The following is a 25,142-nucleotide window of genomic DNA, read 5'->3' on the forward strand; positions in this document are numbered from 1 at the left end:
CGCATCCGCGCGCTGCGGGTGTCGCCTCCGGCGGGCATATTTGGAGCAAGAGGAAGGAGGGGACCGGCCCCCTGCTTCATCTCGTCCGAAATACTCCGGGGGAGTCGCGCCGCAGGCGCGGCGGGGGCAGCGCCCCCTGCCAGGGTTCGGACCGCGATGACGGTCAGGACGGGGCTTCGACGGATCAATCTGGGCCGTGGCCGCGCGCGGGGGGCGTTGCGGGCTGTGGCAAGGCCGGACAGCCTGCGACCCTGTGCCCGGTGTCAGCGCATCAGGGCCGGGCGCGGCCGGAAGGCGGCGCGCCTGTCCTGGGGCAGGTGCCGGTTCAGGCGGCGGTTCACCAGCCCGAAGGCCCCGATGATCGCCAGCGAGAGCAGGATGAAATAGAAGGCCAGGATCGGGTAGGCCACGAAGGGGTTGAAGGTCTTGTCGGCGAAATAACTGGCGTAGTAGAGCGCGTCGCCCTTCTGTTGCCAGGCCGGGAAGGACGAGAAGAAGACCAGCGTGGTGGCATGGGTGAGAAAGATCGCCTCGTTGGTATAGGCCGGCCAGGCGAGGCGGAGCATCGTCGGCCAAGTGATCCGCCGGAACCTGGCCCAGCCCGAGAAGCCGTAGGCATCCGCGGCCTCCAGGTCGCTCTTGGGCACCGAGCGCAGGGCGCCGTAGAAGATCTCTCCGGTATAGGCCGAGGTGTTCAGGAACAGCACGATCAGCGCCCCGGCCCAGGCCCGCGTCAGCCAGCGGGTGCCGGCGGTGATCTCGGTGAAGAGGAGGTTGATCTCGATCCCGTTCTTGGGCAGCAGGGTCAGCGCCTCGTAGCAGATGAAGAACTGGATGAAGAGCGGCGAGCCGCGGAAGACGAAAATGTACCACTGCGCCGGTTTGCGGAGCGCGGCGCTCCGGGAATTGCGCGCCAGCGCGATCGCCGTGGCGAAGAAGAAGCCGAAGAACAGCGCCAGCACCGCGAAATAGACGTTCCAGATCAGGCCCGAGCCGATCAGCACGAAATGGTCGCAGAGGGTGAAGTCGGTCTTGGGCAGCAGCCGCTCGCCCAGGCCGATGGAGCGCAGGGCATAGTTCTGGAAGGTCTCGACGCAGCTCATGCGGCGCGCCTCATCTCTTCGCCCGCCATGGTGGCCTGGCCGCGCGACAGCCGTCGCGAGAGCCGGCCCAGGATCACCTCGGACACCCGGGTGAGCGAGAGGTAGAAGACCAGCAGCGCCAGGAAATACCACAGCCGCCAGTCGCCATGCGGGTAGTCATAGGCGCCGGTCTTGTGCCCGCCCAGTTCGCGTGCCCAGTAGACGATATCCTCGACCCCGAGGATGAAGAGCAGCGGCGTGGCCTTGATCAGGATCATCCACAGGTTCGACAGGCCGGGCAGGGCATAGACCCACATCTGCGGCACGAGGATGCGCCAGGTGGTCTGGCGGCGTGTCATGCCATAGGCCTCGGCCGTTTCGAGCTGGGCGCGGGGCACCGCGTTCATGGCGCCCGAAAGGACGAAGGCGGCAAAGGCCCCGAAGACAAAGGAGAAGGCGGCGATGGCCAGCACGATGCCGTAGACCTCGTGCTGCCATTGCGGCGCCGAGGAGAGCGGCAGCTTGGCCGCCGCGCAGACCACGAAATCGTTGCCCTGCCGGATCGGCTGGTCCCAGTCGGGGCATTTGATCTTGAGGCGCAGCCACTCCAGCCCCTGGTCGAGGGCGAGCGGCACGAAGAGGAAGAAGGCTATGTCGGGCACGCCGCGGACCAGGGCGGAATAGCTCTTGCCGATCCAGCGCAGCGGCGCGATCTGCGACCGCGAGGCCAGCGCGCCGGCAAAGCCCATGGCCAGGGCGCAGGGCACGGTCACGAACATCAGGCCGATCACGACGAAGAAGCTGCCGTAGAACAGCAGGTGCTTGCCCGTGGTCAGGTAGCAGGCCATCCAGGCCAGCCCTTCGAGCGTTTGCGGATCGGTGCAGTATGAGAACATGGGCGCCCTTGAGCAGCGGGGCCCCGCAGGGCCCCGCAAATGTCAGGTCAGTAGGTCAGGGCGTCGGGGCCGAACCACTTGACGATCATCTCGTTGAGCGAACCGTCGTCCTTGAGGACCTGGATGGCCGCGTCGAGCTTGCCTTTCAGCTCGGTGTCGCTTTCGCGCAGGCCCAGGCCGACGCCGCCGCCCAGGGGCACATCCGGGCCGACGAACATCAGATCGCCACCGGATTCCGCCACATAGGGCACCAGATAGTCCTTGTCGGCAAAGACCGCGTCGGCCTCGCCGTTCTTGACCGCCGCGATGGTTTCGTCGGGCGTGGCGAATTCCACCAGGGTGGCGCCGCTCTCGGCGATGTAGCCTGCCTGGATTGTCGCCGTCTGGGCCGAGATCACGCCGGAGTCGAGGTCGACGTCATCGGACATCGCCATATAGGCCGAGGTCGCGGGCGGCAGGTAGTTCTGGGTGAAGTCGATGACCTGGTCGCGCTCGTCGGTGATCGACATGCCGGCGATGATCACATCGTAGTTGCCGCTGACCAGGTTCGGGATGATCGAATCCCAGTCGTTGGTCACCCATTCGCAGGTCAGCTCGGCCAGTTCGCACAGCTTGTCGCCCAGCTCGCGTTCAAAGCCGGCGACCTCGCCGTTGTCGTCGATGTAGTTGTACGGAGGGTAGGCGCCTTCGGTGCCCAGGCGGACGGTTGTGGCATGGCTGGCTGCCGTCGCCATGCCGGCGGACAGCGCAAGCGCCGCGGTGGTCAGGATCAGTTTCTTCATCTGTTGCTCCCTGGATTGGACTTGGGTCCTTTGGCGGGCCTTGGGGCCCTTGGTCTCAGGCGGCTTTTGTCGCGCTGAGAAATTGCTGCAGCCGTTCCGTCTTGGGCGCGCCGAAGAGTTCGGAGGGCGGGCCCTCCTCCTCGATGCGGCCCTTGTGCAGAAAGACCACGATATCCGAGACATCGGCGGCCAGCCGCATGTCGTGGGTGACCAGGATCATCGTGCGGCCCTCGTTCGCGAGATCCTTGATGACCTTGACGACCTCCTGTTCCAGCTCGGGGTCCAGCGCCGAGGTCGGTTCGTCGAACAGCAGCGCCTCGGGCTCCATGCACAGGGCGCGCGCGATGGCGGCGCGCTGCTGCTGCCCGCCGGACAGCTGGGCGGGCCAGGCGTCGGCCTTGTCGGCGATGCCGACCTTGGCGAGGTACTGGCGGGCCCTGTCCTCGACCTCTTTCGGATCGCGGCCCAGCACGGTCACCGGCGCCTCCATCACGTTCTGCAGGATGGTCAGGTGGGACCACAGGTTGAACTGCTGGAACACCATCGACAGGTTGGTCCGGATGCGCAGCACCTGCTTGGGATCGCCCGGGCGGCGGTGCATCCCGCTGCCACGCCAGTGCACGGCCTCGCCCTTGAACAGCACCTCGCCCTGCTGGCTGTCCTCCAGCAGGTTGGCGCAGCGCAGAAGGGTGGATTTGCCGGACCCGGAAGAGCCGATCATCGAGACCACCTGACCCTGCCTGGCCAGCATGTCGACGCCTTTGAGGACTTCGAGTTCCCCGAACGACTTGTGCAGGTCTCTGATCTCTATGACGGGCGGTTGCTGGCTCACGGATCGGGCGGTCTCTGTCGTTGTCACTGACGGAGTAGGGCGCAGATTTTGGGCAAATGCAACGACCCTGCAACGCTTGACGCTACGACGCGCGCAAATTTTGGGCGTTCGCCCCGGCTGCGTTCAGGGCGCAGGCGGGGTGGGAACGGCGAGGTAGGCGGCTTTGGGCAGTTTCACGAAACCGTTCAGCCCCATCGCGGTGCGATCCTCGGCGGATTGCAGGGCCAGGGCGTGCCGGACAGCGGTGCCGATGCGCTCGGCGTCCTCGGCCCGCGCGGTGATCAGGGGCAGGCCGGGGGTCGGTTCCGTCCGGCCGATCTCGCGCAGCGCGGGTTCGTAGCGGTCCCAGCGACGGATCAGGCGCCAGGTCTGCGCATCGCAGACGCAGATGTCGGCCCGGCCTTCGGCCACCATCCGGACCGAGGCGCGATGCGCACCGGTCTCGATCATCTCGCCAAAGGTGGTGCCGAGGCTTTGCGCATGGTTCAGCGCGGCGGCCCAACCGGATTGCGAGTGCAACTCGTTGAAGGCGAGCCGCAGCTGCGGCCAGTCCGACGGGTCGGTCCGGGTCTCGTCACGCCGCACCAGGATGACCGAGTTGTAATGCCCCGGGGGGCAGTCCGGCAGGCCGTAGTCCGGCGTGCCGATCATCGTCGTGATCTCGTGCAGGACCGAGCGGTAGGGCAGGCCGCAGGTCTGCGACAGCACCAGATCGGGCGCGCGCCAGTGATCCCAGAGATTGCCCGCGCGTGTCAGCCGGTCCGGCGCGGTCATGCCCATCTGGCGCATGGTGTCGCGGATCGAGTCCCACAGCCGGTTGGTCGCGGTCGCGATCTCGGGCCGGTCGTACATCGGCAGCGATGCAAGCATCCGCCGTTCAGTCCCCGGCCACGCGCAGCCGCGCGGCATTGCTCTCCTGGTCGGTCAGGCCAAGCAGGCTGGCGACCAGGCGCAGCAGCGCGTCCTCTCCGCTGTCGCGCTGTCCGTCGGCCAGCACGACCGACCACAGCGCCTCGATCACGCCGATGCGCTGCTCCAGCGGCACCGCATCCTTGATCGCGCGGGTGAAGCGCACGGTGTCGGGGGCCTGGGCTTCAAGCGTCTCGGCCCGGGTGCGCAGATCGGCGGCGGCCTCGGGCGTCAGGGCATAGCGTTCGGCGGCGATGCGGCCGATCCGGTCACGCTCGGAGGCGTCATAGGTGCCGTCGCTGCGGGCCACGCGCACCAGCAGGGCGGTCAGGGCAAGGCGCGCATCGGCATCCGGCAATTGCCGGGGGGACGGCGCGGTGAGGCGAGAGAGCAGGTCAGCAAACATGCTATCCAGATAAGCGGTCCTTTCGGCCTAGCCAATGGCAAACATCACCGGCGCCAAAAAGGCGGATTTTTCGCATATATTTTAACGGCAGATCAGATGCCAAAAACTCCGTTAAAGTTGTGCATTTCCACGCGTTTGACACAATTGTCTCGCATTTCGATCCCAGTTTCCGCGCAAGCATCATGTCACGGAAGCGTTATTGGAGATTGGGGACATGCTGGATTTTGCCGACGATGCCTGGCGCGGTATGAGCGAGGCCGAACAACTGTGGTCGCTCAAGTCGATGGGGGCCGAGGCCCTGTGCGACGTGGCACGGACCATCAAGTGGGACGAAACCAGCATGGGGCTGATCGGATGGTTGTCCGCGCAGCGCGATCTCGACCTGGGGTCGGCCATGACACTGTTCCTGAACTGCGACGCCGGACGTTTCAACCATCTGCCCAAGGACGAGGTGGCCGAGGCCGACCGCCGGCGCTGCGGCGTGCTGGACGCGATCTGCCAACGCGTCAACTGCGGCTTCTACCTGCCCGACCCGCGCCGCCCGCTGGATGACGACCGCGGTTTCAAGGCATGGATGACGGCCCAGAACCAGAACCGGCGGTCCTGCGGCAAGGGGCGGTGGATTTTCAACCCCGTCATGGTTGCGCCGATGGTGTCGGAAATCCGGTTCGAAGCCCGCCAGCGCCGCAAGTTCGTCCCTGCCTCGGGCCGCCGGCCGGGATTGCTGGGCGGGCTGATTTCGCCCTTCTTCGCCTGATCCGACAGGATCGCCAGGCCAGACACGCCGCCCGCCGGGCGGCGTTGTCATCTGCGGCGCGTCAGTATTTCGGGGGCACGTACAACTCGGGCGGCAGCACGGCACGCTCGTAATCCGGGTTGAACACGCGCTCGGTCAGCGAGACGTCTTCTTGCGGGACATCGCCATAGGGGAACAGGCCCAGCAGGTGGTCGATGCAGTTCAGCCGGGCGCGTTTCTTGTCGTTGCCGGGGACGATGTACCAGGGCGCCTCGGGGATGTTTGTGCGGGCCAGCATCTCTTCCTTGGCCTTGGTGTACTGTTCCCAGCGGACGCGGCTCTGCAGGTCCATCGGCGACAGTTTCCACTGCTTCAGCGGGTCGTGGATGCGGATCAGGAACCGCATCTGCTGTTCCTCGTCGGTGATCGAGAACCAGTATTTCACCAGCCGGATCCCCGAGCGCACCAGCATCCGTTCGAATTCCGGCACGTCGTGAAAGAAGTCCTGCACCTGATCCTCGGAGGCGAAGCCCATCACCCGCTCGACCCCGGCGCGGTTGTACCACGAGCGGTCGAAGAGCACGATCTCGCCCCCGGCGGGAAGATGCGGCACGTAGCGCTGGAAATACCACTGGGTCTTTTCGCGGTCCGACGGGGCGGGCAGGGCGACGGTGCGCACCACGCGCGGGTTCAGGCGCTGCGTGATCCGCTTGATCACGCCGCCCTTGCCAGCGCTGTCGCGGCCTTCGAAGATGACGACAACCTTTTCGCGGTTGTGCACCACCCAGTCCTGCAGGCGGATCAGTTCCGACTGCAGATGCAGAAGCGCATGGAAATATTCCGGCCGCGGGATCGAGGGGCCGTGCGCCTCGCGATAGATCTCGCGGATCTTCATCGACAGCACGGCATCCTCAAGCTCGATCTCGTAATCCTCGTCGAGCGTGTCCTTGAGTTCGGCTTCCAGCCAGTCCTCGGCTGCGGAATGATCTTCGTCGGGCATCTGGGGCTCCTTGCCTGACAGGGGCGACATGACAGAAGGTCCGGCGCCCTAAGGGGCGGCGGCTTTGCCCCCAGTAACCACAGGATTGTGACGGTTTCTTATACCCCGGCCTCGCCGTCGGCACCGGGGAAGGGGCCCAGCACGGCCTCGCAGAGCGCGCTGTCCTGATATTCGCGGGCCTCGACGATCATGCCCTCGCTCAGGCGGTACATCAGGCAATACTCGTTCTCGTAGGGGGTGCCGTCGATGGCGGTCATCTGGCCCTGCGCCTCGACCACCACCCAGTCCTCGTCCGCCAGGAACCGGATCGGCACGGTGCGGCCGCTGCCGGTCACCACCTTGCGCAGATGGCCGTAGAGTTCGGTCAGGATTTCCTGCTTGCCGTGAAAGGTGCGCGACCACGAATACCGGCCGGTGACCGTCATCGTCGCATCGTCGGCCAGATGCGCGATGTAGAGCGAGCCGTCCCCCTCGGCCAGCCGTTTGAAGATCCGGCGCATGAGGGACTTGTTCTCGGCAGGGGTCATCGGTGCTCCGTCCGTTCTGGCAGTGCCTGGCGCGCAAATATCTGCGTCCGGTCCATATTCAGCATTCTACATATGCAGTTCGGGTGGACCCGCACAGATTGTGACCACGCAGAACAAAATTTATCAGTGCGCGTTCCTGATCACGCGACCGTTTTCACGGTTTCGCCACGTTCGATGGTAATTTCTGTAAAAATCAAAAAACCCGAGGCGGTCATGCAAACGGAATACGAACTGGAGGCGCTTCCTTTCGTCAGGGCGGAGCAGCCGAACGAGAACAGCATCGTCGTCGAATTTCCCGACGGCTCTGCCTATGAATACACCAGCGTCTCGCTGGGCGAGAGCAATTTTGCGGAACTGGTCCGCAGCGCCCGGCCAGGCGGGCAGCTCGACTTTTTCATGCTCAGGGTGCTGAAGGGCAAGTATTCCCGACGCCTGCACTAGGCGGGCCCGCCCTCACACCAGGCGCGAGACGTCCTTGGCCGCCCGCACGAAATCCGCGAACAGCGGATGCGGGTCGAAGGGTTTCGACTTCAGCTCGGGGTGGAACTGAACGCCGATGAACCAGGGATGGTCCTTGACCTCGACGATCTCGGGCAGGCGGCCGTCGGGCGACATGCCCGAGAACCACAGCCCGCATTCCTCCAGCTTCTTGCGGTATTTGATGTCGACCTCGTAGCGGTGGCGGTGGCGCTCTTCGATCATGTTCGAACCATAGACGCCCGCCACCTGCGAGCCCTCGGCCAGCGCGGCGGAATAGGCACCCAGGCGCATGGTGCCGCCCTTGTCGTCGTCGACCCGGCGCTTGACCGCGTGATTGCCCTGCACCCATTCCTTGAGGTGATAGACCACCGGCTCGAACCGCTTGCCGCCGGCCTCGTGGTCGAATTCCTCGGACCCGGCCTTTTCCAGACCCGCCAGGTTCCGCGCCGCCTCGATCACCGCCATCTGCATCCCGAGGCAGATCCCGAGGTAGGGGATCTTGCGCTCGCGGGCGAATTGCGCGGCCTTGATCTTGCCCTCGGTCCCGCGTTCGCCGAACCCTCCGGGGACCAGGATCGCGTGATAGCCCTCAAGATGCGGGGCCGGGTCCTCGTGGTCGAAGATCTCGGCATCGACCCAGTTCACGTTCACCTTGATCCGGTTGGCCATGCCGCCGTGGGTCAGCGCCTCCTTGATCGACTTGTAGGCGTCTTCCAGTTGCGTGTACTTGCCCACGATGGCCACGTTGACCTCGCCATCGGTGTTGTGGATGCGGTCGTAGACGTCCTGCCATTTCGACAGGTCGGGGCGCGGGGCGGGGCTGATCTGGAACGCATCCAGCACAGCCTGGTCCAGCCCTTCGCGGTGATAGGCCAGCGGCGCCTCGTAGATCGAATTCAGGTCATAGGCCGCGATCACCGACTCTGTCCGCACGTTGCAGAACAGCCCGATCTTGGCGCGCTCTTTGTCGGGGATCGGCTGTTCGGACCGGCAGACAAGGATATCCGGCTGCAGCCCGATGGAGCGCAGTTCCTTCACGGAGTGCTGGGTCGGCTTGGTCTTGAGCTCGCCGCTGGCGGCCAGCCAGGGCAGCAGGGTCAGATGCATGAAGATGCACTGCCCGCGCGGGCGGTCCTGGCTGAACTGGCGGATCGCCTCGAAGAAGGGCAGCCCCTCGATATCGCCGACGGTGCCGCCGATCTCGCAGAGCATGAAATCGACCTCGTCGTCGCCGATCCCGATGAAATCCTTGATCTCGTTGGTGACGTGGGGGATCACCTGGATCGTCTTGCCCAGGTAGTCGCCGCGCCGCTCCTTTTCGAGCACGTTGGAATAGATGCGCCCCGAGCTGACCGAATCGGTCCGGCGCGCGGCCACGCCGGTGAACCGCTCGTAATGGCCCAGGTCCAGATCGGTTTCCGCGCCGTCGTCGGTGACGAAGACCTCGCCATGTTCAAACGGGCTCATCGTGCCGGGATCGACGTTCAGATAGGGGTCAAGCTTGCGCAGCCGGACGGTAAATCCCCTGGCCTGCAGAAGCGCGCCGAGCGCCGCCGAGGCAAGACCTTTACCGAGGGACGACACGACGCCGCCCGTGATGAAAATGTACCTGGCCATGTGGTCGGAGTCCCCGTGAAGTTCTGGGCGCGAACGCTGAATATGTGCCACGACAGGCCCCGAAGGACCGCAGCATCACGGGATTTAAGAGCTATCAGATTCGCGCGAATTGCGCAAGCCGACCGCAAGATGCTGTTGAGGGCAATGTGGCTACCCTCAAGCGATGGTGGTGGATCAGTCGGCGGAGGGAGTCAGCTCGTTGCCCGCGCCCGAGGGCGGCGGAACCAGGCTGCCACCGTCCGCCGGCAGGGCGGGAGAGGTGCTTTCCACCGGGGCCTGGCGGGCCGGCGCGATGCGGTCCAGGACCGAGGACCCGGCGCTTTTTTCGGCTGCGATGATCGTCAGGAAGATCGAGGTGCAGATGAAGCCCGCGGCCAGCACCCATGTCACCTTGCCCAGGGCCGTCGCGGCCTGGCGCCCGGACATCGCGCCGCCACCGCCCATGCCGAGACCGCCCCCTTCGGAGCGCTGCAGGAGCACCACGCCGATCAGCCCGAGGGCCAGGATCAGGTGGACGATGAGGACGACGTTTTCCATATAGGGCCTGTCTTGATCGCGTCGGTGGTCTGGCGGCCGGGCAAGGGTGCGGGCACCGCTCTCTCCGGACGTCTGTCGGGCTGCTATCTAGGCCAGCAGGGCGTCCGCCGCAACCCCGGAAGCGGCCGCATGGCCGGATCGTGAGGCGCGGGCGCCGGGCAGGGCTATTCCGCGGCGGCCGGGTCTTCGCCCGCGGCGGCGGCGGCGCGCGCCTCGGCCAGGTCGATGGCGCGCACCATCAGGGCCATGGCCAGCCCCGCAACGCTGGCCAGCACCATCAGGAAGGGCAGCATCACGATGCCGTTCTCGGCCGAGACCAGCCAGCCCGTGAGGGTCGCCACCACCGCGCCATTGCCCACGATCAGCGCCGCCGACAGGCCCGAGGCGCTGCCGGCAAGATGCGGGCGGATCGACAGCGTTCCGGCTCCCGCACTTGGCGTCGTCAACCCGTTGCCGATGCCGGACAGGACCATCGCGCCAAAGAACAGCGGGGCCGAGACATGGCCGGCCCAGAGCAGCAGGGTCGGGATGCCGATCCCCACCACCGCCAGGGCGCGCCCGACGATCATCATGGTCGAGAGTTCGTAGTTGCGCGAAATCCGGCCCGAGGTGGCCGAGCCGATCATGAAACCCAGGGTGATCGTGCCCATCCAGATGCCCAGTTCTCCGGGGCTCATGCCAAAGGCCGCCTTGGTCGCCAGCGCCGCGCCCGAGACGAAGATGTGGAAGGTGCCGACCGAAAAGGCGGCGCAGAGCGAATAGCCCCAGAACCGGCGCGAGCGGAACAGCTCGGGATAGGCGCGGAACTGCGCCCCGAAGCTGGAGGATTTGTGGTGGTTGGTCTCGCCCAGGTCGGCCCAGCAGATGACAAAAAGTGCCGCGGCGGCAAGGGAGTAGAGCACGAAGCTCGCCCGCCAGCCGAATGCGGCGTCGAGGAAGCCGCCAATCGAGGGGCCCAGCATCGGGGCAACGGCCATGATCGAAGAGACGGTCGCCATCTTCACCGCCGCGTCGCGCGGTTCGAACTGGTCGCGGATCATCGCCCGGCTGAGCGCCATGCCCGTGGCGGCGCCGCTCTGGAACATGCGCGCGGCCAGGAAGACGCGGATATCCGGGGTCAGGGCGCAGATGATCGAGGCGACGAAGAAGATCGCCATCCCGACCAGCACCACCGGCCGCCGCCCGTACCGGTCCGACAGGGGGCCCATGACGATCTGGGTCAGCGCCGTCATCGCCAGATAGCCGCCGACCGCCAGACCCATCACCCCGTAATCCACGCCGAAATCCTCGGCCATATGGGCCAGCGAGGGCACGAACATGTTCAGCGTCAGGACCGAAGTGCCGGTCATCAGGATCAGGGTGGTCAGATGGGGCGGGGTCGTGGCGGCGCGAAGCATGGGCGGATCCGGTCTGGCATCCTGACGTTTCTAGACCTTACTGACCGAAAGGTTAATAGCCCGCATCGGACTCCGCCCCGGCAACACGAGCGTGGCTGGCGAGGGTCAGGGCCGATCCTCGGGATCGGCATCCGGGTCGGGCTTGCCGATGCCGCGAAACACCGCACGGAACGGCAGCGCCCAGAGGATGCCGAGACCGACATAGACCAGCAGTTCCACCAGCAGGCCGGGCCGGTCCAGCCAGTTCATCACCGAAACCGCCGCCACGACATATGCGGGCAGGCCGATCAGCAGGATCACCAGGGACCAGCGGCGGCGGGCCTTGTAGCTGAGCGCCATCCCGTCAGTCCGCGAACGGGTCGGTGACAAGGATCGTGTCCTCGCGCTCGGGCGAGGTCGACAGCAGCGCGACGGGGCAGTCGATCAGTTCCTCGACCCGGCGGACATACTTGATCGCATTGGCGGGCAGCTCGGCCCAGCTCCGCGCGCCCTCGGTCGATTCCGACCAGCCGGGCATCTCTTCGTAGATCGGCACGCAGCGGGCCTGCTGGTCGGCGGCCGTGGGCAGGTAGTCCAGCCGGGTGCCGTCGAGGTCATAGCCCACGCAGATTTTCAGCGTCTCGAACCCGTCGAGCACGTCGAGCTTGGTCAGCGCGATGCCCGTCACACCCGAGGTGGCGCAGGTCTGGCGCACGAGGACCGCGTCGAACCAGCCGCAGCGGCGCTTGCGCCCGGTGACGGTGCCGAACTCATGGCCCCGCTCGCCCAGGCGCTGGCCGACCGCGTCGGTCAGCTCGGCCGGGAAGGGGCCTTCGCCCACGCGGGTGGTATAGGCCTTGACGATACCCAGGACGAAGTCGATGGCGCCGGGGCCGATGCCCACGCCGGTGGCGGCCTGGCCCGCGATCACGTTGGACGAGGTGACAAAGGGATAGGTGCCGAAGTCGATGTCGAGCAGCGCACCCTGCGCGCCCTCGAAAAGGATGCGCTTGCCGGCCTTGCGATGCTCGTTCATCACCTTCCAGACCGGGGCGGCATATTCCAGAACCTGCGGCGCGATCTCGTTGAGCGCGGCGATCAGCGCGGCGCGGTCGACCTCGGGCAGGCCCAGGCCGCGGCGCAGGGCGTCGTGATGCACCAGCGCGCGGTCGACGCGGGATTCCAGCGTGGCACGGTCGGCCAGGTCGGCGACGCGGACCGAGCGGCGGCCGACCTTGTCCTCATAGGCCGGGCCGATGCCGCGGCCGGTGGTGCCGATCTTGGCCACGTTGTTCGCGCTTTCTCGGGCGCGGTCCAGCTCGCCGTGGATCGGCAGGATCAGCGGCGTGTTCTCGGCGATCATCAGCGTCTCGGGCGTGATCGTCACGCCCTGCGAGCGCAGCTGTGCGATTTCCTTGACCAGGTGCCAGGGGTCCAGCACCACGCCATTGCCGATGACCGACAGCTTGCCGCCGCGCACGATGCCCGAGGGCAGCAGGCTGAGCTTGAACACCTCGCCGTCGATGACCAGCGTATGGCCGGCATTGTGACCGCCCTGGAAACGCGCGATCACGTCGGCCCGCTCCGAGAGCCAGTCGACGATCTTTCCCTTGCCCTCATCGCCCCACTGGGCGCCCACGACGACAACGTTGGCCATGCCCGATCCCTTCGGCTGCGGTAAACCCGCGCCCGTATATCGCGCGGGCAGGCCGGGCGAAACCGGATTCTGCGACCCCGGCGCCGCCCCCGAATTTTCGACGAAAATTCGCGCCTGCTCAGAGCTGCGGCAAAGCCAGCCGGGTTTCCACGATCCGGGCGTAGATCGAGGCGCCAACCGGCAGAATCGCATCGTCCAGCACGAACCGCGCGTTGTGCAGCGGCACGGACCCGGCGTGACCCACGCGGCAATAGGCCCCGGGGATCGCACGCAGCATGTCGGCGAAATCCTCCGATCCGGTGGCCTGCTGGGTGCTGATCTGCGCCATTTCGGGCCCGACGACATCGGCGGCGGCGGCGATATAGGCCTCGCTCAGCTCGGGGTCGTTGCGCAGCACGTCAAAGACATTGCGCAGGTCGGCCTCGATGCTGACGCCATAGGCAAGGCTCATCCCGGCACAGAGCTCGCGAATCCGGGTCTCGGCGATCCCGATCACGTCATCGTGGAAATACCGGATCGTGCCCGAGATCACCGCCGTGTCCGGCACCACGTTATAGGCCGTGCCCGACTGGAACTTGGTCACCGACAGCACGATCGGCTTGGTCGGCGGCGCGTTCCGGCTGACCACCGTCTGCAACTGCTGCACCAGCGCCGTGCCGATCACGATGGGATCGCGCGACTGGTGCGGCATGGCGGCATGGCTGCCCGTCCCGGTGACCGTGATGTCGAAAAAGCTTGCCCCCGCCATCGCCGGCCCCGGGGTCACGGTCACCCGGTTCGGTTCGGCATTCGGATCGTTGTGCATGCCGTAGAGCTCGTCACAGGGAAACTGCTCGAACAGCCCGTCGGCGATCATCCGGCGCGCGCCGCCCAGCCCTTCCTCGGCGGGCTGAAAGATCAGCACCACGGTGCCGTCGAACTGCCGTGTCCCGGCCAGATAACGCGCGGCCCCCAGCAGCATCGTGGTGTGGCCGTCATGGCCGCAGGCATGCATCCTGCCGGGGCTGGTCGAACTGTAGGCCACGCCCGAGGCCTCCTCGATCGGCAGCGCGTCCATGTCGGCCCGCAGCCCGATCCGGCGGTTGCCGCCGCCGCTGCCGCGGATCACGCCGACCACCCCGGTTCCGCCCAGCCCTTCGTGCACCTCGTCCACGCCATAGTCGCGCAGCTTGGCGGCGACGATGCCGGCGGTGCGGGTTTCCTCGAACCCCAGTTCCGGGTGGGCGTGGAAATCCTGGCGGATCGCGGTCAGGTCCTCAGCAAAGGCCTGGATGGCGGGAATGACGGACATGACATGTCTCCTGCTGGTGCTGGGCCGGTGGGAAATGGGTATCGGCGCGGGGGCCGGGCGGCAAGCCCCGTGCCGCGCTGCCGACAGGAATGCGCAATCTCGCGCCCTGCCGGTCGGTCACGGTGGCCCCTCCCGGCGAAATGCGCCAGATTGCGCGGCAACGGGCCGGACCTGCCGGGACCGGCCAGGGCCCATCGGAGACAAGACATGACAGATTTCACCACCCGCCCCGAAATCCGCGGCACCTTCGGTGTGGTCACCTCGACCCACTGGATCGCCTCTGCGGTCGGGATGGCGATGCTGGAAAAGGGTGGCAATGCCTTTGACGCCGCCGTGGCCACCGGGCTTGTCCTGCAGGTGGTCGAGCCGCATCTCTGCGGCCCGGCGGGCGACCTGCCGGCGGTGTTCCACAGCGTCACCACCGGCACCGCCGTGCTGGCGGCCCAGGGCCCGGCCCCGGCGGGCGCCACGATCGAGCATTATCGCGCCCAGGGGCTGAGCCTGATCCCCGGCTCGGGCCTGCTGGCGACCGTCATCCCCGGCGCCTTTGACGGCTGGATGCTGATGCTGCGCGACCACGGCACCGTCACCCTGCGCGAGGCGCTGGCCCCGGTGATCCACTATGCCGGCGAGGGCCACCCGATCATGCCGCGCGTCGCCGCGACCATCGCCGGGCTGGCAGACTACTTCGCCGCCGAATGGCCCAGCTCGGCCGAGACCTGGACCCCGGGCGGCACCCCGCCCGCGCCAAATGCGATCTTCCGCAACCCCGACGTGGCCCGCACCTATACCCGCCTGGTCGAGGCCGGAGAGGCTGCAGGCTCCGACCGCGCCGCCCAGATCGACGCCGCCCGCGACGCCTGGGCCGAGGGCTTCGTCGCCGAGGCGATCTTTGGCTACCTGGAGCAGGCCGAGGTGCATGACGTGTCCGAGCAGAAGAACCGCGCCGTTCTGGCGCCCGCCGACATGGCCGGCTGGCGCGCGGGCTATGAAGAGCCTGTCTCTTACGACTACCACGGCTGGACCCTGCACAAGACCGGGCCCTGGGGGCAGGGGCCGGTGCTGCTGCAGTCGCTGGCGATCCTCAAGCATTTCGACATCGCCGCGATGGATCCGAGGGGCGAGGAGTTCGCCCATACGGTGATCGAGGCGATGAAGCTGTCCTATGCCGACCGCGAAACCTATTACGGCGATCCGGCCCAGAGCGAGGTGCCGATGGCGCATCTGCTGTCGGATGCCTATAACGCCGAACGTGCGGCCCTGATCGGCGAGACCGCCTCGCTGGAGCAGCGCCCCGGCCGGGTTCCCGGCTTCGAGGCCCTGGCCGAGGCCTATGTCGCCCGCGCCGCCCGGGATTTCGGCGTCGGCGACGTGGCCGCGCAGGAACCCACGATGGCCCACCTGACCGAAAAGCGCGGCGATACCGTGCATCTCGACGTGATCGACCGCTGGGGCAACTGCGTCTCGGCCACGCCTTCGGGCGGGTGGCTGCAGTCGAACCCGGTGATCCCGGGGCTGGGATTCCCGCTGAATTCGCGCGCGCAGATGTTCTGGCTGGAAGAGGGGCTGCCCACCTCGCTGGCCCCCGGCCGGCGGCCCCGCACCACGCTGACGCCCACGCTGGCTGACCACGAAAACGGCGCGCGGCTGGTCTTTGGCACACCCGGCGGCGACCAGCAGGACCAGTGGCAGCTGATCTGGTTCCTGCGCTTCGTGCACCACGGGATGGACCTGCAACAGGCGCTGGACGCGCCGCTGTTCCACTCGCTGCATTTCCAGGGCTCGTTCTTCCCGCGCGAGGTCAAGCCGGGCGCCTTGCTGATCGAGCCGAACATGGCCGAGGGCGCCATCGACGGGCTGCGCGCCCGGGGCCACCGGGTGAGCGTGGCGCCGGAATGGTCGGTCGGGCGTCTGACGGCCGCCTTGCGCCACCCGGACGGGGTGATGCAGGCGGGCGCGACGCCGCGCCTGATGCAGGCCTATGCCATCGGGCGCTGACCGTTCGGGCGCCCGGCGCGCGGTGACGGACCCGCGGGCCGGGGCCCTGGTGAACTGGCGCACCGGGACGCATCGGGCTGGACAGGCCGGTCATTGCCGGACAATCCTGTCCCCGCCACAACGACCAAGAGGACGGGCATGGGATTCATACTGCGCTGGCTGATCGCCTTTGTCCTGCTGGCGGTGACCTACAACCCCTCGCCCTGGAACTATGTCTACTGGCTGCGGCAGAACTGGTCGGACCAGATGCCGCTGGCGGTGCTGTTCGGCCTGCTGCTGCTGACCGGCTACATCATCTACCTGCGCGCGACCCTGCGCTCGATCGGGCCCTTCGGGATGATGCTGGTGCTGGCGCTGGTGGGGGCCGGGCTCTGGGTGCTGATGGATTTCGGGGTCATGACGCTGCGCAATGACGGGCTTAACCTGTGGATCGGCATCTTCGCCCTGTCGCTGGTGCTGGGCATCGGGCTGAGCTGGAGCCTGGTGCGGCGCAAGCTTTCGGGCCAGGCGGATGTGGACGACGTCGACGAATAGGCGCGCGCCGGCCGCCTCCGCGGCGCCTGCCGGGCGCAACGGCTGCAGGGGGCATCGGGCGGGGCCCTGAACCGCGAGGCCCCGGCGCAAGGCCGGGGCACCGCTGGCTGCAAGGGCGTCTGCGGGCCGGACAACTGGCCCCCGTCGGTCAGCCGAGTTCGGCCATCCGCTCCAGCGCGGCCTTCAGCTTGGCCTCTTCGTCCTGGCGCGCGGCGAGGTTCTCGCGGGTCTCTTCGACCACCTCCTCGGGCGCGCTTTCGATGAACTTCGGGTTCTTCAGCCGGCCGGCCAGGCCGCCGATCTCTTTCCCGAGCTTCTGCAGCGATTTCTCCAGCCGGGTCTTTTCCTCGCCCACGTCGATCACCTCGGCCAGTGGCAGGCCAAAGGTCGCGCCCTCGGCGGGGACGGTGATGCAGCCCTTGGGGAAGGTCTCGACCGCCGTGAGGCTGTCGATCCGGGCCAGCCGCGTGATCAGCGTGGCGTTCCGGTCCCAGGCCGCGCGGGCGGTGTCGGTCATGCCGGTCACCACCAGAGGGATCTGCAGACCGGCGGGCACATGCATCTGCGCCCGGGCCGAGCGGATGTCCTCGATCAGCGCGATGACCCAGGTCATTTCGCGATCCGCCTCCGCATCGGCCAGATCGGCGGCATAGGCCGGCCAGTCGGTGTGGATCAGCATCTTGGGCCGTGCGCCCATGCTGCCCCAGAGTTCTTCGGTGATGAAGGGCATCATCGGGTGCAGCAGGATCAGGCACTGGTCGATGACCCAGCCCATCACGGCGCGGGTCTCGGCCTTCTCGGGCGCGTCCTCCTGCAGCAGCGGCTTGGCGAATTCGACATACCAGTCGCAGACCTTGCCCCAGACGAAGCGGTAGAGCGCATTGGCCGCGTCGTCGAAACGATAGGCCGCCAGTGCCGCGTCGACCTCCTCGCGGACGCGGGCGGTCTCGCCCAGGATCCAGCGGTTCACGGTGGCGGTGGCCTGCGGGATTTCGGCCGAGGGCGCGCCCCCGGCATAGACGCCGTTCATCTCGGCAAAGCGGGCGGCGTTCCACAGCTTGGTGCCGAAATTCCGATAGCCTGCAATGCGTTGCGTCGACAACTTCAGGTCGCGGCCCATGGCGGCCATGGCCGTGAGGGTGAAGCGGACGGCATCGGCGCCGTATTCGTCGATCAGCTCCAGCGGGTCGAGCACGTTGCCCAGCGACTTGGACATCTTCTTGCCCTTCTCGTCGCGCACGAGCGCGTGGACATAGACGGTGTCGAAGGGTTTCTGCCCGACCACGGCATATTGCATCATCATCATCCGGGCGACCCAGAAGAAGATGATGTCAAAGCCGGTGATCAACACATTGGTCGGAAAGTATTTTTCCAGCTCAGGTGTCTTTTCGGGCCAGCCCAGCGTGCCGATGGGCCAGAGGCCGGAGGAGAACCAGGTGTCAAGGACATCGGGATCGCGGGTCAGCGCCTTGCCGGGGGCGAGCGCCTGGGCCTCGGCCTCGGACGGGGCGCAATATTCGTTGCCGTCCTCGTCGAACCACACCGGGATCTGATGACCCCACCAGAGCTGGCGCGAGATGCACCAGGGCTCGATGTTCTCCAGCCAGTGAAAGTACACCTTTTCATCGCGTTCCGGCAGGATCTTCGTGTCGCCATTGCGCACGGCGTCGAGCGCCGGGCCGACGATCTGGTCGGTGTCGACAAACCACTGGTCGGTCAGCATCGGCTCGATCACCACCTTCGAGCGGTCGCCGAAGGGCTGCATGATGGGCTTCGCCTCGACCAGTGGGACGAGCGCGGGCGCAGCATCCTCTGGGGCGTCCTCGGGGGCGGCTTCATCCCGGGCTTGCCCCGGGGTCTCTTCGGCGCGAGGTCCTCGGGGCGAACCCGAGGATGGCGCGCCCAGTCGGGGATCGCCGGCGACGGTCATCACCGCCAGGCCCTCGGCGGTGATCTGTTCGACCACCTTTTCGCGCGCCTCGAACCGGTCCAGCCCGCGCAGGTCGTCGGGGACGAGGTTCACGGCATCCGTCTCGGCCTCGGTCAGGCTGCGCTCGCACCGGGCCACGGTCATCGCGATTTCCGCAGCCTGAGCATAAGGTTGGCCGTCGTTCCTCATCCGCCCGGCAGTGTCCATCAGGCGGTAGCAGGGGATGCCGCCGCGCTTGGCCACCGCGTAGTCGTTGAAATCGTGCGCGCCGGTGATCTTGACCGCGCCCGAGCCGAAGGTGGGGTCGGGATACTCGTCGGTGATGATCGGGATCAGGCGGCGGTGCTCTTTCGGGCCCACGGGAATTTCGCAGAGTTTCCCGACAATTGGCGCGTAGCGTTCATCCGAGGGATGCACCGCGACCGCCCCGTCGCCCAGCATGGTTTCCGGACGGGTCGTGGCAATCGAGATATAGTCCCGTGTCTCGCGCAGGGTGACGTTGCCGTCCGCGTCCTTCTCGACATAGTCGTAGGTCTGGCCATCGGCCAGCGGGTATTTGAAATGCCACATGTGGCCGGGCACTTCGACATTCTCGACCTCGAGGTCGGATATCGCGGTTTCGAAATGCGGATCCCAGTTCACCAGCCGCTTGCCACGGTAGATGTAACCTTTGTGATAGAGGTCGACAAAGACCTTGATCACCGCGTCATGGAAATTGCCCTGTGCATCGGCCGGGGCGCCGGGGGCGCCGGACATGGTGAAGGCCTCGCGCGACCAGTCGCAGGTCGTGCCCAGCCGTTTCAGCTGGTTGATGATGGTGCCGCCGGACTGGCCCTTCCATTCCCAGACCTTTTCCAGGAAAGCCTCGCGCCCCATCTCGCGCCGGGTGGCGTTGGACTTGTCCTTGGCCAGTTCGCGCTCGACCACCATCTGGGTGGCGATGCCGGCGTGGTCGGTGCCGGGCTGCCAGAGCGTGTCGTAGCCCTGCATCCGCTTCCACCGGATCAGGATGTCCTGCAGCGTGTTGTTGAACGCATGGCCCATGTGCAGCGAGCCGGTCACGTTCGGCGGCGGGATCATGATGCAGAAGGTTTCGGCCCCCGGACGGGCATTGGCGCCCGCGGTGAAGCATCCGGCCTCTTCCCAGGCGGCGTAGAGGCGGTTCTCGGCCTCGGCGGCGTTGAAGGTCTTGTCCATCGGTCGCGTCCGTTTGCAGCGTGCTTGGTGCCAGATAGCGAAAGGCGGCGGGAAGGGAAAGGCCCGAGGGCGGCGCAACCGGGGGCGCTGCCCCCATCACCGCCTGCGGCGGCGATTCCCCCGGAGTATTTCCGACGAGATGAAGCCGGGGGTCAGGCGCCCCGGTCGATCTTGGTCGAGAGGTGGACGAGGCTTTCGGACAGGCGCACGCCGGGGGCGTCGCCGATCCGGTCGAGCACGGCGTCGAGGCTTTCGGTCGAGGCGGCGGCGATCTGGACCAGCAGGTCGAACCGGCCCGAGGTGGTGTGCACCGCCTCGACCTCGGCCAGGGCGCGCAGGCGCGAGAGCAGGGCGGGGGCGTGGCGCGCCTCGATCGCGACGAGGGCGGTGGCGCGGATCGGGGCGCGGGCGGCGCTGCCGGGCCGCAGGGTGTAGCCCGCGATCACGCCGCGCCGCTCCAGCCGCTCGATCCGGGCCTGGACGGTGGTGCGGGCCAGGGCCAGACGGCGGGCGAGGTCGGCCACGGGCATGCGGGCATTTTCGGTGAGCAGGGCCAGCAGGGCGCGGTCGGTATCGTCGATCTGTTCGCTCATCTCGGCATTCCGTCGGAAGTTCGACTCAGTTTAGGCGATATGCCACGTGAAAGCGACATGCCGCGCCTGCATCATCGCTCCATTCCCGACGATTTGGAGAGCCCGATGCGCCGAGACTTCCCCAATGCCGATCCTGTGAGCCATATCCGCCGTCACCGCCCGGATCACGCGCAGATCTATTTCTGCCCCGACGTGCTGAACCGCACCGCGCGGCGGTTCATAGATGGGTTCCCGGGGCTGGTCACCTATGCGGTCAAGGCCAATGCCGGGCGCGAGGTGCTGGAGAACCTGGCGGCGGCGGGGCTCTGCGCCTTTGACGTGGCCAGCCCGGCCGAGATGGCGGCGGTGCGCGAGGTCGCCCCGAAGGCGGCGCTGCATTACAACAATCCCGTCCGGTCGCGGGACGAGATCGCCCAGGCGGCGGCGCTTGGGGTGCGCTCCTGGGCCATCGACGGGCTGGGCGAGCTGGACAAGATCGCCGATGCGGCGCGCGGGGCCGAGGTGTCGGTCCGGCTGGCGCTGCCGGTGGCGGGCGCGGCCTATGATTTCGGGGCGAAGTTCGGGGTCGGGCCGGATGAGGCCGCGGATCTGCTGCGCGAGGTGGCCCGGCGCGGCCATGTCCCGGCGCTGACATTTCACCCCGGCACGCAATGCGGCGACCCGGGCGCCTGGGTTGCCTATGTCGAGGCCGCGGCTGGGATCGGGCGGGCGGCGGGCGTGCGGATTGCGCGGCTGAACGTCGGCGGCGGCTTTCCCGCGCATCGCACCGGCGCGGCGCCCCGGCTCGAGTCCTTTTTCGACACCATCGCCCGCGCTGTCGCCCGCGCCTTTGGCCCCGACGCCCCTCGGCTGGTCTGCGAGCCGGGCCGCGCGATGGTGGCCGAGGCCTTTACCCTGGCCACCCGGGTCAAGGCGATCCGCGACACCGGCGATCTGTTCCTGAACGACGGCGTCTACGGCGGCCTGTCGGAACTGCGCGACATCGGCCCGACCGACCGGGTGCGCGTCATCGCGCCCGACGGCGCGGCGCGGGGCGGCGGCATGACGTCGCGCACGGTCTGGGGCCCGACCTGCGACAGCCTGGACCGGCTGCCCGTGCCGCTGCAGGTCCCCGGTGAGGTCAGGGAAGGGGACTACCTGCTTTTCTCGGGCCTTGGCGCCTATTCGCTGGCGATTTCCACCCGGTTCAACGGTTACGGCCTGGGCGATCCGGTGACCGTCGCGCGGCTGTGAGCGCCCGGCGCTTTCCCGCTCTGGACACTGACCGTTGACAGGCTAGTGTCGCATCGACTGCCAGCGGGAAAGGATGCGACATGCAAAAATTCGGCAAGAGCCAGCCGGTCAAACGCTTCGAGGATCCGAGGCTGATCACCGGACGGGGCGGATATGTCGATGACGTGGCACCCAAGGGGGCGTTGCATGCCTATGTCCTGCGCGCCTCGGTGGCGCATGGCCGGATCACGGGGATCGACAGCACGGCGGCGAAGGCACTGCCGGGCGTGCATCTGATCGCGACCGCCGAGGACCTGGCCGCCGCCGGGTTGCGCAACTCGCTGGGCGGGGTGCGCATCCCGCACCGCGACGGGTCGAAATCGCCCGAGGCGGACCAGCCGCTGCTGGCCGAGGGCAAGGTGCGCTATGTCGGCGAGGGCGTGGTGCTGATCGTGGCCGAGACGCTGGACCAGTGCCGTGACGCGGCCGAGCTGATCGAGCTGGATATCGCGGACCTGCCGGCGCAGCTGTCCCTGTCGCGCGGGACAGAGGCCCTGCACGAGGGCGCGCCCGACAACCTGGGCGTCGACTGGTCGATGGGCGATGCCGAGGCCTGCAAGGCGGCGATGGCGGGCGCGGCCCGGGTCGTGCGGGCCCATGTTGTCGACAGCCGGATCATCGTGAACGCGCTGGAGCCGCGCGGCTCTTTCGCCGAATGGGACGGCAAGCGCCTGCATCTGTCGATGAACGGGCAGGGGGTCTGGGCCCCCAAGGCCGAGATCGCAGAGATCTTCGGGATGGCGCCCGAGGATGTGCGCGTGACCCATCCCGACGTGGGCGGCGGCTTTGGCATGAAGGCCAAGCTCTACCCGGAATACGTGCTCTGCTGCCATGCGGCCAAGGTGCTGGGCAAGCCGGTGCGCTGGATGTCCGACCGGACCGAGGCGATGCTGTCGGACAACGGCGGCCGCGCGCTGGAGCATGACGTCGAGATGGGCTTTGACGCCGACAACCGGATCGTCGCCTACCACGTCAAGACGCGTTACGACCTGGGGGCTTACAACTCGAACTTCGGCCAGGCGATCCAGACGATCCTCTTCGCCAAGGTGGCCGCCGGGGTCTACGACCTGCAGCCGGTGCTGCTGGAGGCCGAGGGCTATTACACCAACACCGTGCAGACCGATGCCTATCGCGGCGCCGGCCGGCCCGAGGCGATCTTTCTGCTGGAACGCTGCATGGACATTGCCGCGCGCGAGCTGGATGTCGACCCGTGGGAGCTGCGGCGCAAGAATTTCATCCCCGCCGATGCCTTCCCCTATACCTCGGCCACGGGCGAACATTACGACGTGGGCGATTTCCGGAAGGTCCTGAACCGGGCCGAGGGCTTTGCCGACCGGTCCGGCTTTGCCAAGCGCAAGGCCAAGAGCGCCGAGGCCGGAAAATTGCGCGGTTTCGGGCTCTGTTACTATATCGAAAGTATATTGGGCGATCCTTCCGAGACGACGAAGGTCGAATACAATACGGATGGCACGGTGAACATCTATGTCGGGACGCAGTCGAACGGGCAGGGGCATGAAACCGTGCATGCCCAGTTCCTGTCGGATCAGACCGGGATCCCGGTGGACAAGATCCGCGTGATCCAGGGCGACAGCGACCTGATCGCCAAGGGCGGCGGCACCGGCGGCTCGCGCTCCGTCACCACGCAGAGCAATGCGACCCTTTCCACCGTCTCGGTCATGGTGGAGGCCTTCACCGCCTTCCTGGCCGAGGTGATGGAGGTCGACCCCGAAAAAATCTCGTTTGACGACGAAAGCTTCCGGGTCGCGGGTTCGAATGCCGCGCCCACCATGCTCGACGTCGCCGAATGGGCGCGCGAAAAGGGCCGGTCCGACCTGCTGGTGCATCAGGCGACGGGCACGCTGCCCGGCCGCTCCTATCCCAACGGCGCCCATGTGGCCGAAGTCGAGGTCGATCCCGACACCGGGCTGGTGACGCTCGACCGCTACCATGTGGTTGACGATTTCGGCAATCTCATCAACCCCATGCTGGCCGAGGGGCAGGTGCATGGCGGGGTCGCCCAGGGTGCCGGCCAGGTGCTGATGGAACACACGGTCTATGACGAGGACGGGCAGCTGCTGACCGCGACCTTCATGGATTACGCCATGCCCCGGGCAACAGATCTGCCCTTCATCGGCTTTGTCAGCGAACCGGTCCCCTCCACCGCCAATGCCATGGGCATGAAGGGCTGCGGCGAGGCCGGGACCGTGGGGTCGATGGCCGCCGTCACCAATGCCGTGGCGGATGCGCTGTGGGATCGCGGGGTCCGGCAGGCCGATATGCCCTTTACCCCGCACCGTGTCTGGTCGATGTTGAATCATGCTGAGGCGGCTGAGTAGGACCCTCTTTTCCCGGCTCTGGCCGGGAACGGCCGCCCGGCGGCGGCGGGGCGGCTACAGCCGGGCCCGCGGCGCGGTCACGCATGTGATCATCCTCGACGGCACCATGTCGACCCTGAACGACGGCGACGAAACCAACGCCGGGCTCACCTACCGCCTGCTGGCCGAACGTGGCGGCACCGACCTGTCACTCTATTACGAGGCCGGGCTGCAGTGGCGCACCTGGCGCAATTCATGGGACGTGATCGTCGGCAAGGGAATCAACCGCCAGATCCGCCGCGCCTATGGCTATCTCGCCTCGCGTTACCGGCCGGGCGACCGGATCTTCCTCTTCGGGTATTCCCGGGGCGCCTATGCGGTACGCTCGCTGGCTGGGGTGATCGACAGCGTCGGCCTGCTCAAGGCCTCCAATGCGACCGAGCGGAATGTCGAACTGGCCTACCGCCACTACCGTTACGGCACCAATGCCGCCGCCGCCTTTCGCAAGGCCAACTGCCACCCGGACGCGGTGGTCGAGATGATCGGCGTCTGGGATACGGTCAAGGCGCTTGGCGTCCGCCTGCCGCTGGTCTGGAAGCTGACGGAGAAGAGCCACAAGTTCCACCACCATCAGCTGTCGCGCTGCGTCAAGGCGGGCTTCCACGCCCTGGCCCTGCAGGAAAACCGCGCCGCCTATGAGCCGGTGATGTGGGTGTCGGACCCGTCCTGGTCGGGCCGCCTGGAACAGGTCTGGTTCGCCGGCACCCACGGCGACGTGGGCGGCCAGCTGGGCGGGGATACCGCGTCGCGGCCGCTCTCCAACATCCCGCTGGTCTGGATGCTTTCGCAGGCCGAACTCTGCGGCCTCGCCCTGCCGCAGGGCTGGCGCGCCCGCTTCCCGACCGACCCGAATGCCCCCTCGATCGGCACCTGGCGGGGCCTGGGCAAGATCTTCCTCTACCGCTCGCGCCGCGTGGTCGGCGCCGACCCGTCCGAACGCCTGCACGAAACCGCCATCGCGCGCGGCCTGCACATGTCCTATCCCGCAGGCCACACCGCCTGAACCCCGGAACGCGGGTCCGGTCTTCCTCTGGCCGGAAATATCCCGGGGGAATCGGCGCCGCAGGCGGCGATGGGGGCAGAGCCCCCGCCCGCGACGGTCGCAGACCGGCGCA

General features: G+C 67.2%; 23 protein-coding genes. 7 read left to right on the forward strand and 16 right to left on the reverse strand.

Annotation, left to right across the window (positions count from 1 at the left end; translation table 11 throughout):
• Positions 1-263: 263 nt before the first annotated feature.
• The 6 genes from GLS40_RS06115 to GLS40_RS06140 form a co-directional block, all read right to left on the reverse strand.
• A complete protein-coding gene (locus GLS40_RS06115; RefSeq protein WP_160381867.1) occupies positions 264-1,103 on the reverse strand; it encodes an ABC transporter permease in 840 nt (279 codons plus the stop codon).
• On the reverse strand, positions 1,100-1,978 hold the full coding sequence (locus GLS40_RS06120) for an ABC transporter permease (protein WP_160381868.1): 879 nt from the start codon (positions 1,976-1,978) through the stop codon (positions 1,100-1,102). The genes GLS40_RS06115 and GLS40_RS06120 overlap by 4 nt, the downstream gene beginning before the upstream one ends.
• Positions 1,979-2,025: 47 nt before the next feature.
• Complete coding sequence (locus GLS40_RS06125; protein ID WP_160381869.1) at positions 2,026-2,760, reverse strand: transporter substrate-binding domain-containing protein; 735 nt, start codon at positions 2,758-2,760, stop codon at positions 2,026-2,028.
• A gap of 55 nt (positions 2,761-2,815) precedes the next feature.
• Positions 2,816-3,592: an ABC transporter ATP-binding protein gene (locus tag GLS40_RS06130; protein ID WP_160381870.1), complete on the reverse strand. Its 777-nt coding sequence runs from the start codon at positions 3,590-3,592 to the stop codon at positions 2,816-2,818.
• A 123-nt stretch (positions 3,593-3,715) separates the two neighbouring features.
• Positions 3,716-4,462, reverse strand: coding sequence for a phosphate/phosphite/phosphonate ABC transporter substrate-binding protein (locus GLS40_RS06135; protein WP_160381871.1), 747 nt, complete (start codon positions 4,460-4,462; stop codon positions 3,716-3,718).
• Between the two features lie 7 nt (positions 4,463-4,469).
• Positions 4,470-4,907, reverse strand: a complete 438-nt coding sequence (locus tag GLS40_RS06140; RefSeq protein ID WP_160381872.1) for a tellurite resistance TerB family protein — start codon at positions 4,905-4,907, stop codon at positions 4,470-4,472.
• Positions 4,908-5,121: 214 nt separating this feature from the next.
• Here GLS40_RS06140 and GLS40_RS06145 point away from each other — a divergent pair, with 214 nt between their 5' ends.
• Positions 5,122-5,664, forward strand: coding sequence for a hypothetical protein (locus tag GLS40_RS06145; protein WP_160381873.1), 543 nt, complete (start codon positions 5,122-5,124; stop codon positions 5,662-5,664).
• Positions 5,665-5,725: 61 nt separating this feature from the next.
• Here GLS40_RS06145 and ppk2 read toward each other — a convergent pair whose 3' ends face one another.
• Positions 5,726-6,643 (reverse strand): polyphosphate kinase 2, encoded by a 918-nt coding sequence (gene ppk2 / locus GLS40_RS06150; RefSeq protein ID WP_160381874.1) that lies wholly within the window; start codon positions 6,641-6,643, stop codon positions 5,726-5,728.
• A gap of 98 nt (positions 6,644-6,741) precedes the next feature.
• Positions 6,742-7,170: a nuclear transport factor 2 family protein gene (locus GLS40_RS06155; protein WP_160381875.1), complete on the reverse strand. Its 429-nt coding sequence runs from the start codon at positions 7,168-7,170 to the stop codon at positions 6,742-6,744.
• A 213-nt stretch (positions 7,171-7,383) separates the two neighbouring features.
• Between GLS40_RS06155 and GLS40_RS06160 the strand changes: the two genes are divergently transcribed.
• Entirely contained in the window at positions 7,384-7,611 is a 228-nt protein-coding gene (locus GLS40_RS06160) for a hypothetical protein (protein ID WP_160381876.1), read from the forward strand.
• Between the two features lie 12 nt (positions 7,612-7,623).
• On the opposite strand, the gene GLS40_RS06165 is transcribed toward GLS40_RS06160, so the two are convergent.
• From GLS40_RS06165 to GLS40_RS06190, 6 genes are all read right to left on the reverse strand, one after another.
• Positions 7,624-9,267, reverse strand: a complete 1,644-nt coding sequence (locus GLS40_RS06165) for a CTP synthase (protein ID WP_160381877.1) — start codon at positions 9,265-9,267, stop codon at positions 7,624-7,626.
• A 174-nt stretch (positions 9,268-9,441) separates the two neighbouring features.
• Positions 9,442-9,804, reverse strand: a complete 363-nt coding sequence (gene secG, locus GLS40_RS06170) for a preprotein translocase subunit SecG (protein WP_160381878.1) — start codon at positions 9,802-9,804, stop codon at positions 9,442-9,444.
• Positions 9,805-9,968: 164 nt separating this feature from the next.
• Complete coding sequence (locus tag GLS40_RS06175) at positions 9,969-11,201, reverse strand: multidrug effflux MFS transporter (protein WP_160381879.1); 1,233 nt, start codon at positions 11,199-11,201, stop codon at positions 9,969-9,971.
• 105 nt (positions 11,202-11,306) lie between these two features.
• Entirely contained in the window at positions 11,307-11,540 is a 234-nt protein-coding gene (locus tag GLS40_RS06180; RefSeq protein ID WP_160382242.1) for a DUF2842 domain-containing protein, read from the reverse strand.
• Between the two features lie 4 nt (positions 11,541-11,544).
• Positions 11,545-12,837, reverse strand: coding sequence for an adenylosuccinate synthase (locus GLS40_RS06185; RefSeq protein ID WP_160381880.1), 1,293 nt, complete (start codon positions 12,835-12,837; stop codon positions 11,545-11,547).
• A gap of 118 nt (positions 12,838-12,955) precedes the next feature.
• Positions 12,956-14,128 (reverse strand): M20 aminoacylase family protein, encoded by a 1,173-nt coding sequence (locus GLS40_RS06190; RefSeq protein ID WP_160381881.1) that lies wholly within the window; start codon positions 14,126-14,128, stop codon positions 12,956-12,958.
• Positions 14,129-14,335: 207 nt separating this feature from the next.
• Here GLS40_RS06190 and GLS40_RS06195 point away from each other — a divergent pair, with 207 nt between their 5' ends.
• Together GLS40_RS06195 and GLS40_RS06200 are read left to right on the forward strand one after the other, a co-directional pair.
• Positions 14,336-16,126, forward strand: coding sequence for a gamma-glutamyltransferase family protein (locus GLS40_RS06195; RefSeq protein WP_160381882.1), 1,791 nt, complete (start codon positions 14,336-14,338; stop codon positions 16,124-16,126).
• Positions 16,127-16,264: 138 nt separating this feature from the next.
• Positions 16,265-16,660, forward strand: coding sequence for a DUF6524 family protein (locus GLS40_RS06200; protein WP_160381883.1), 396 nt, complete (start codon positions 16,265-16,267; stop codon positions 16,658-16,660).
• 148 nt (positions 16,661-16,808) lie between these two features.
• Here the strand turns inward: GLS40_RS06200 and GLS40_RS06205 are convergent, their stop codons facing one another.
• Together GLS40_RS06205 and GLS40_RS06210 are read right to left on the reverse strand one after the other, a co-directional pair.
• Positions 16,809-19,787 (reverse strand): valine--tRNA ligase, encoded by a 2,979-nt coding sequence (locus GLS40_RS06205; RefSeq protein ID WP_160381884.1) that lies wholly within the window; start codon positions 19,785-19,787, stop codon positions 16,809-16,811.
• A 152-nt stretch (positions 19,788-19,939) separates the two neighbouring features.
• On the reverse strand, positions 19,940-20,380 hold the full coding sequence (locus GLS40_RS06210) for an Lrp/AsnC family transcriptional regulator (RefSeq protein ID WP_160381885.1): 441 nt from the start codon (positions 20,378-20,380) through the stop codon (positions 19,940-19,942).
• A gap of 105 nt (positions 20,381-20,485) precedes the next feature.
• Between GLS40_RS06210 and GLS40_RS06215 the strand changes: the two genes are divergently transcribed.
• The 3 genes from GLS40_RS06215 (at position 20,486) to GLS40_RS06225 (ending at position 25,030) form a co-directional block, all read left to right on the forward strand.
• On the forward strand, positions 20,486-21,613 hold the full coding sequence (locus tag GLS40_RS06215) for a type III PLP-dependent enzyme (RefSeq protein ID WP_160381886.1): 1,128 nt from the start codon (positions 20,486-20,488) through the stop codon (positions 21,611-21,613).
• An 80-nt stretch (positions 21,614-21,693) separates the two neighbouring features.
• Positions 21,694-23,988 carry a xanthine dehydrogenase family protein molybdopterin-binding subunit gene (locus GLS40_RS06220; protein WP_160381887.1) on the forward strand — a complete coding sequence of 765 codons (2,295 nt, stop codon included), beginning with the start codon at positions 21,694-21,696 and terminating at the stop codon, positions 23,986-23,988.
• A complete protein-coding gene (locus tag GLS40_RS06225; protein ID WP_408003726.1) occupies positions 23,966-25,030 on the forward strand; it encodes a DUF2235 domain-containing protein in 1,065 nt (354 codons plus the stop codon). The genes GLS40_RS06220 and GLS40_RS06225 overlap by 23 nt, the downstream gene beginning before the upstream one ends.
• The last annotated feature ends 112 nt before the right edge of the window (positions 25,031-25,142 follow it).

The organism is Pseudooceanicola pacificus, assembly GCF_009789075.1.
GTDB lineage: Bacteria > Pseudomonadota > Alphaproteobacteria > Rhodobacterales > Rhodobacteraceae > Pseudooceanicola > Pseudooceanicola pacificus.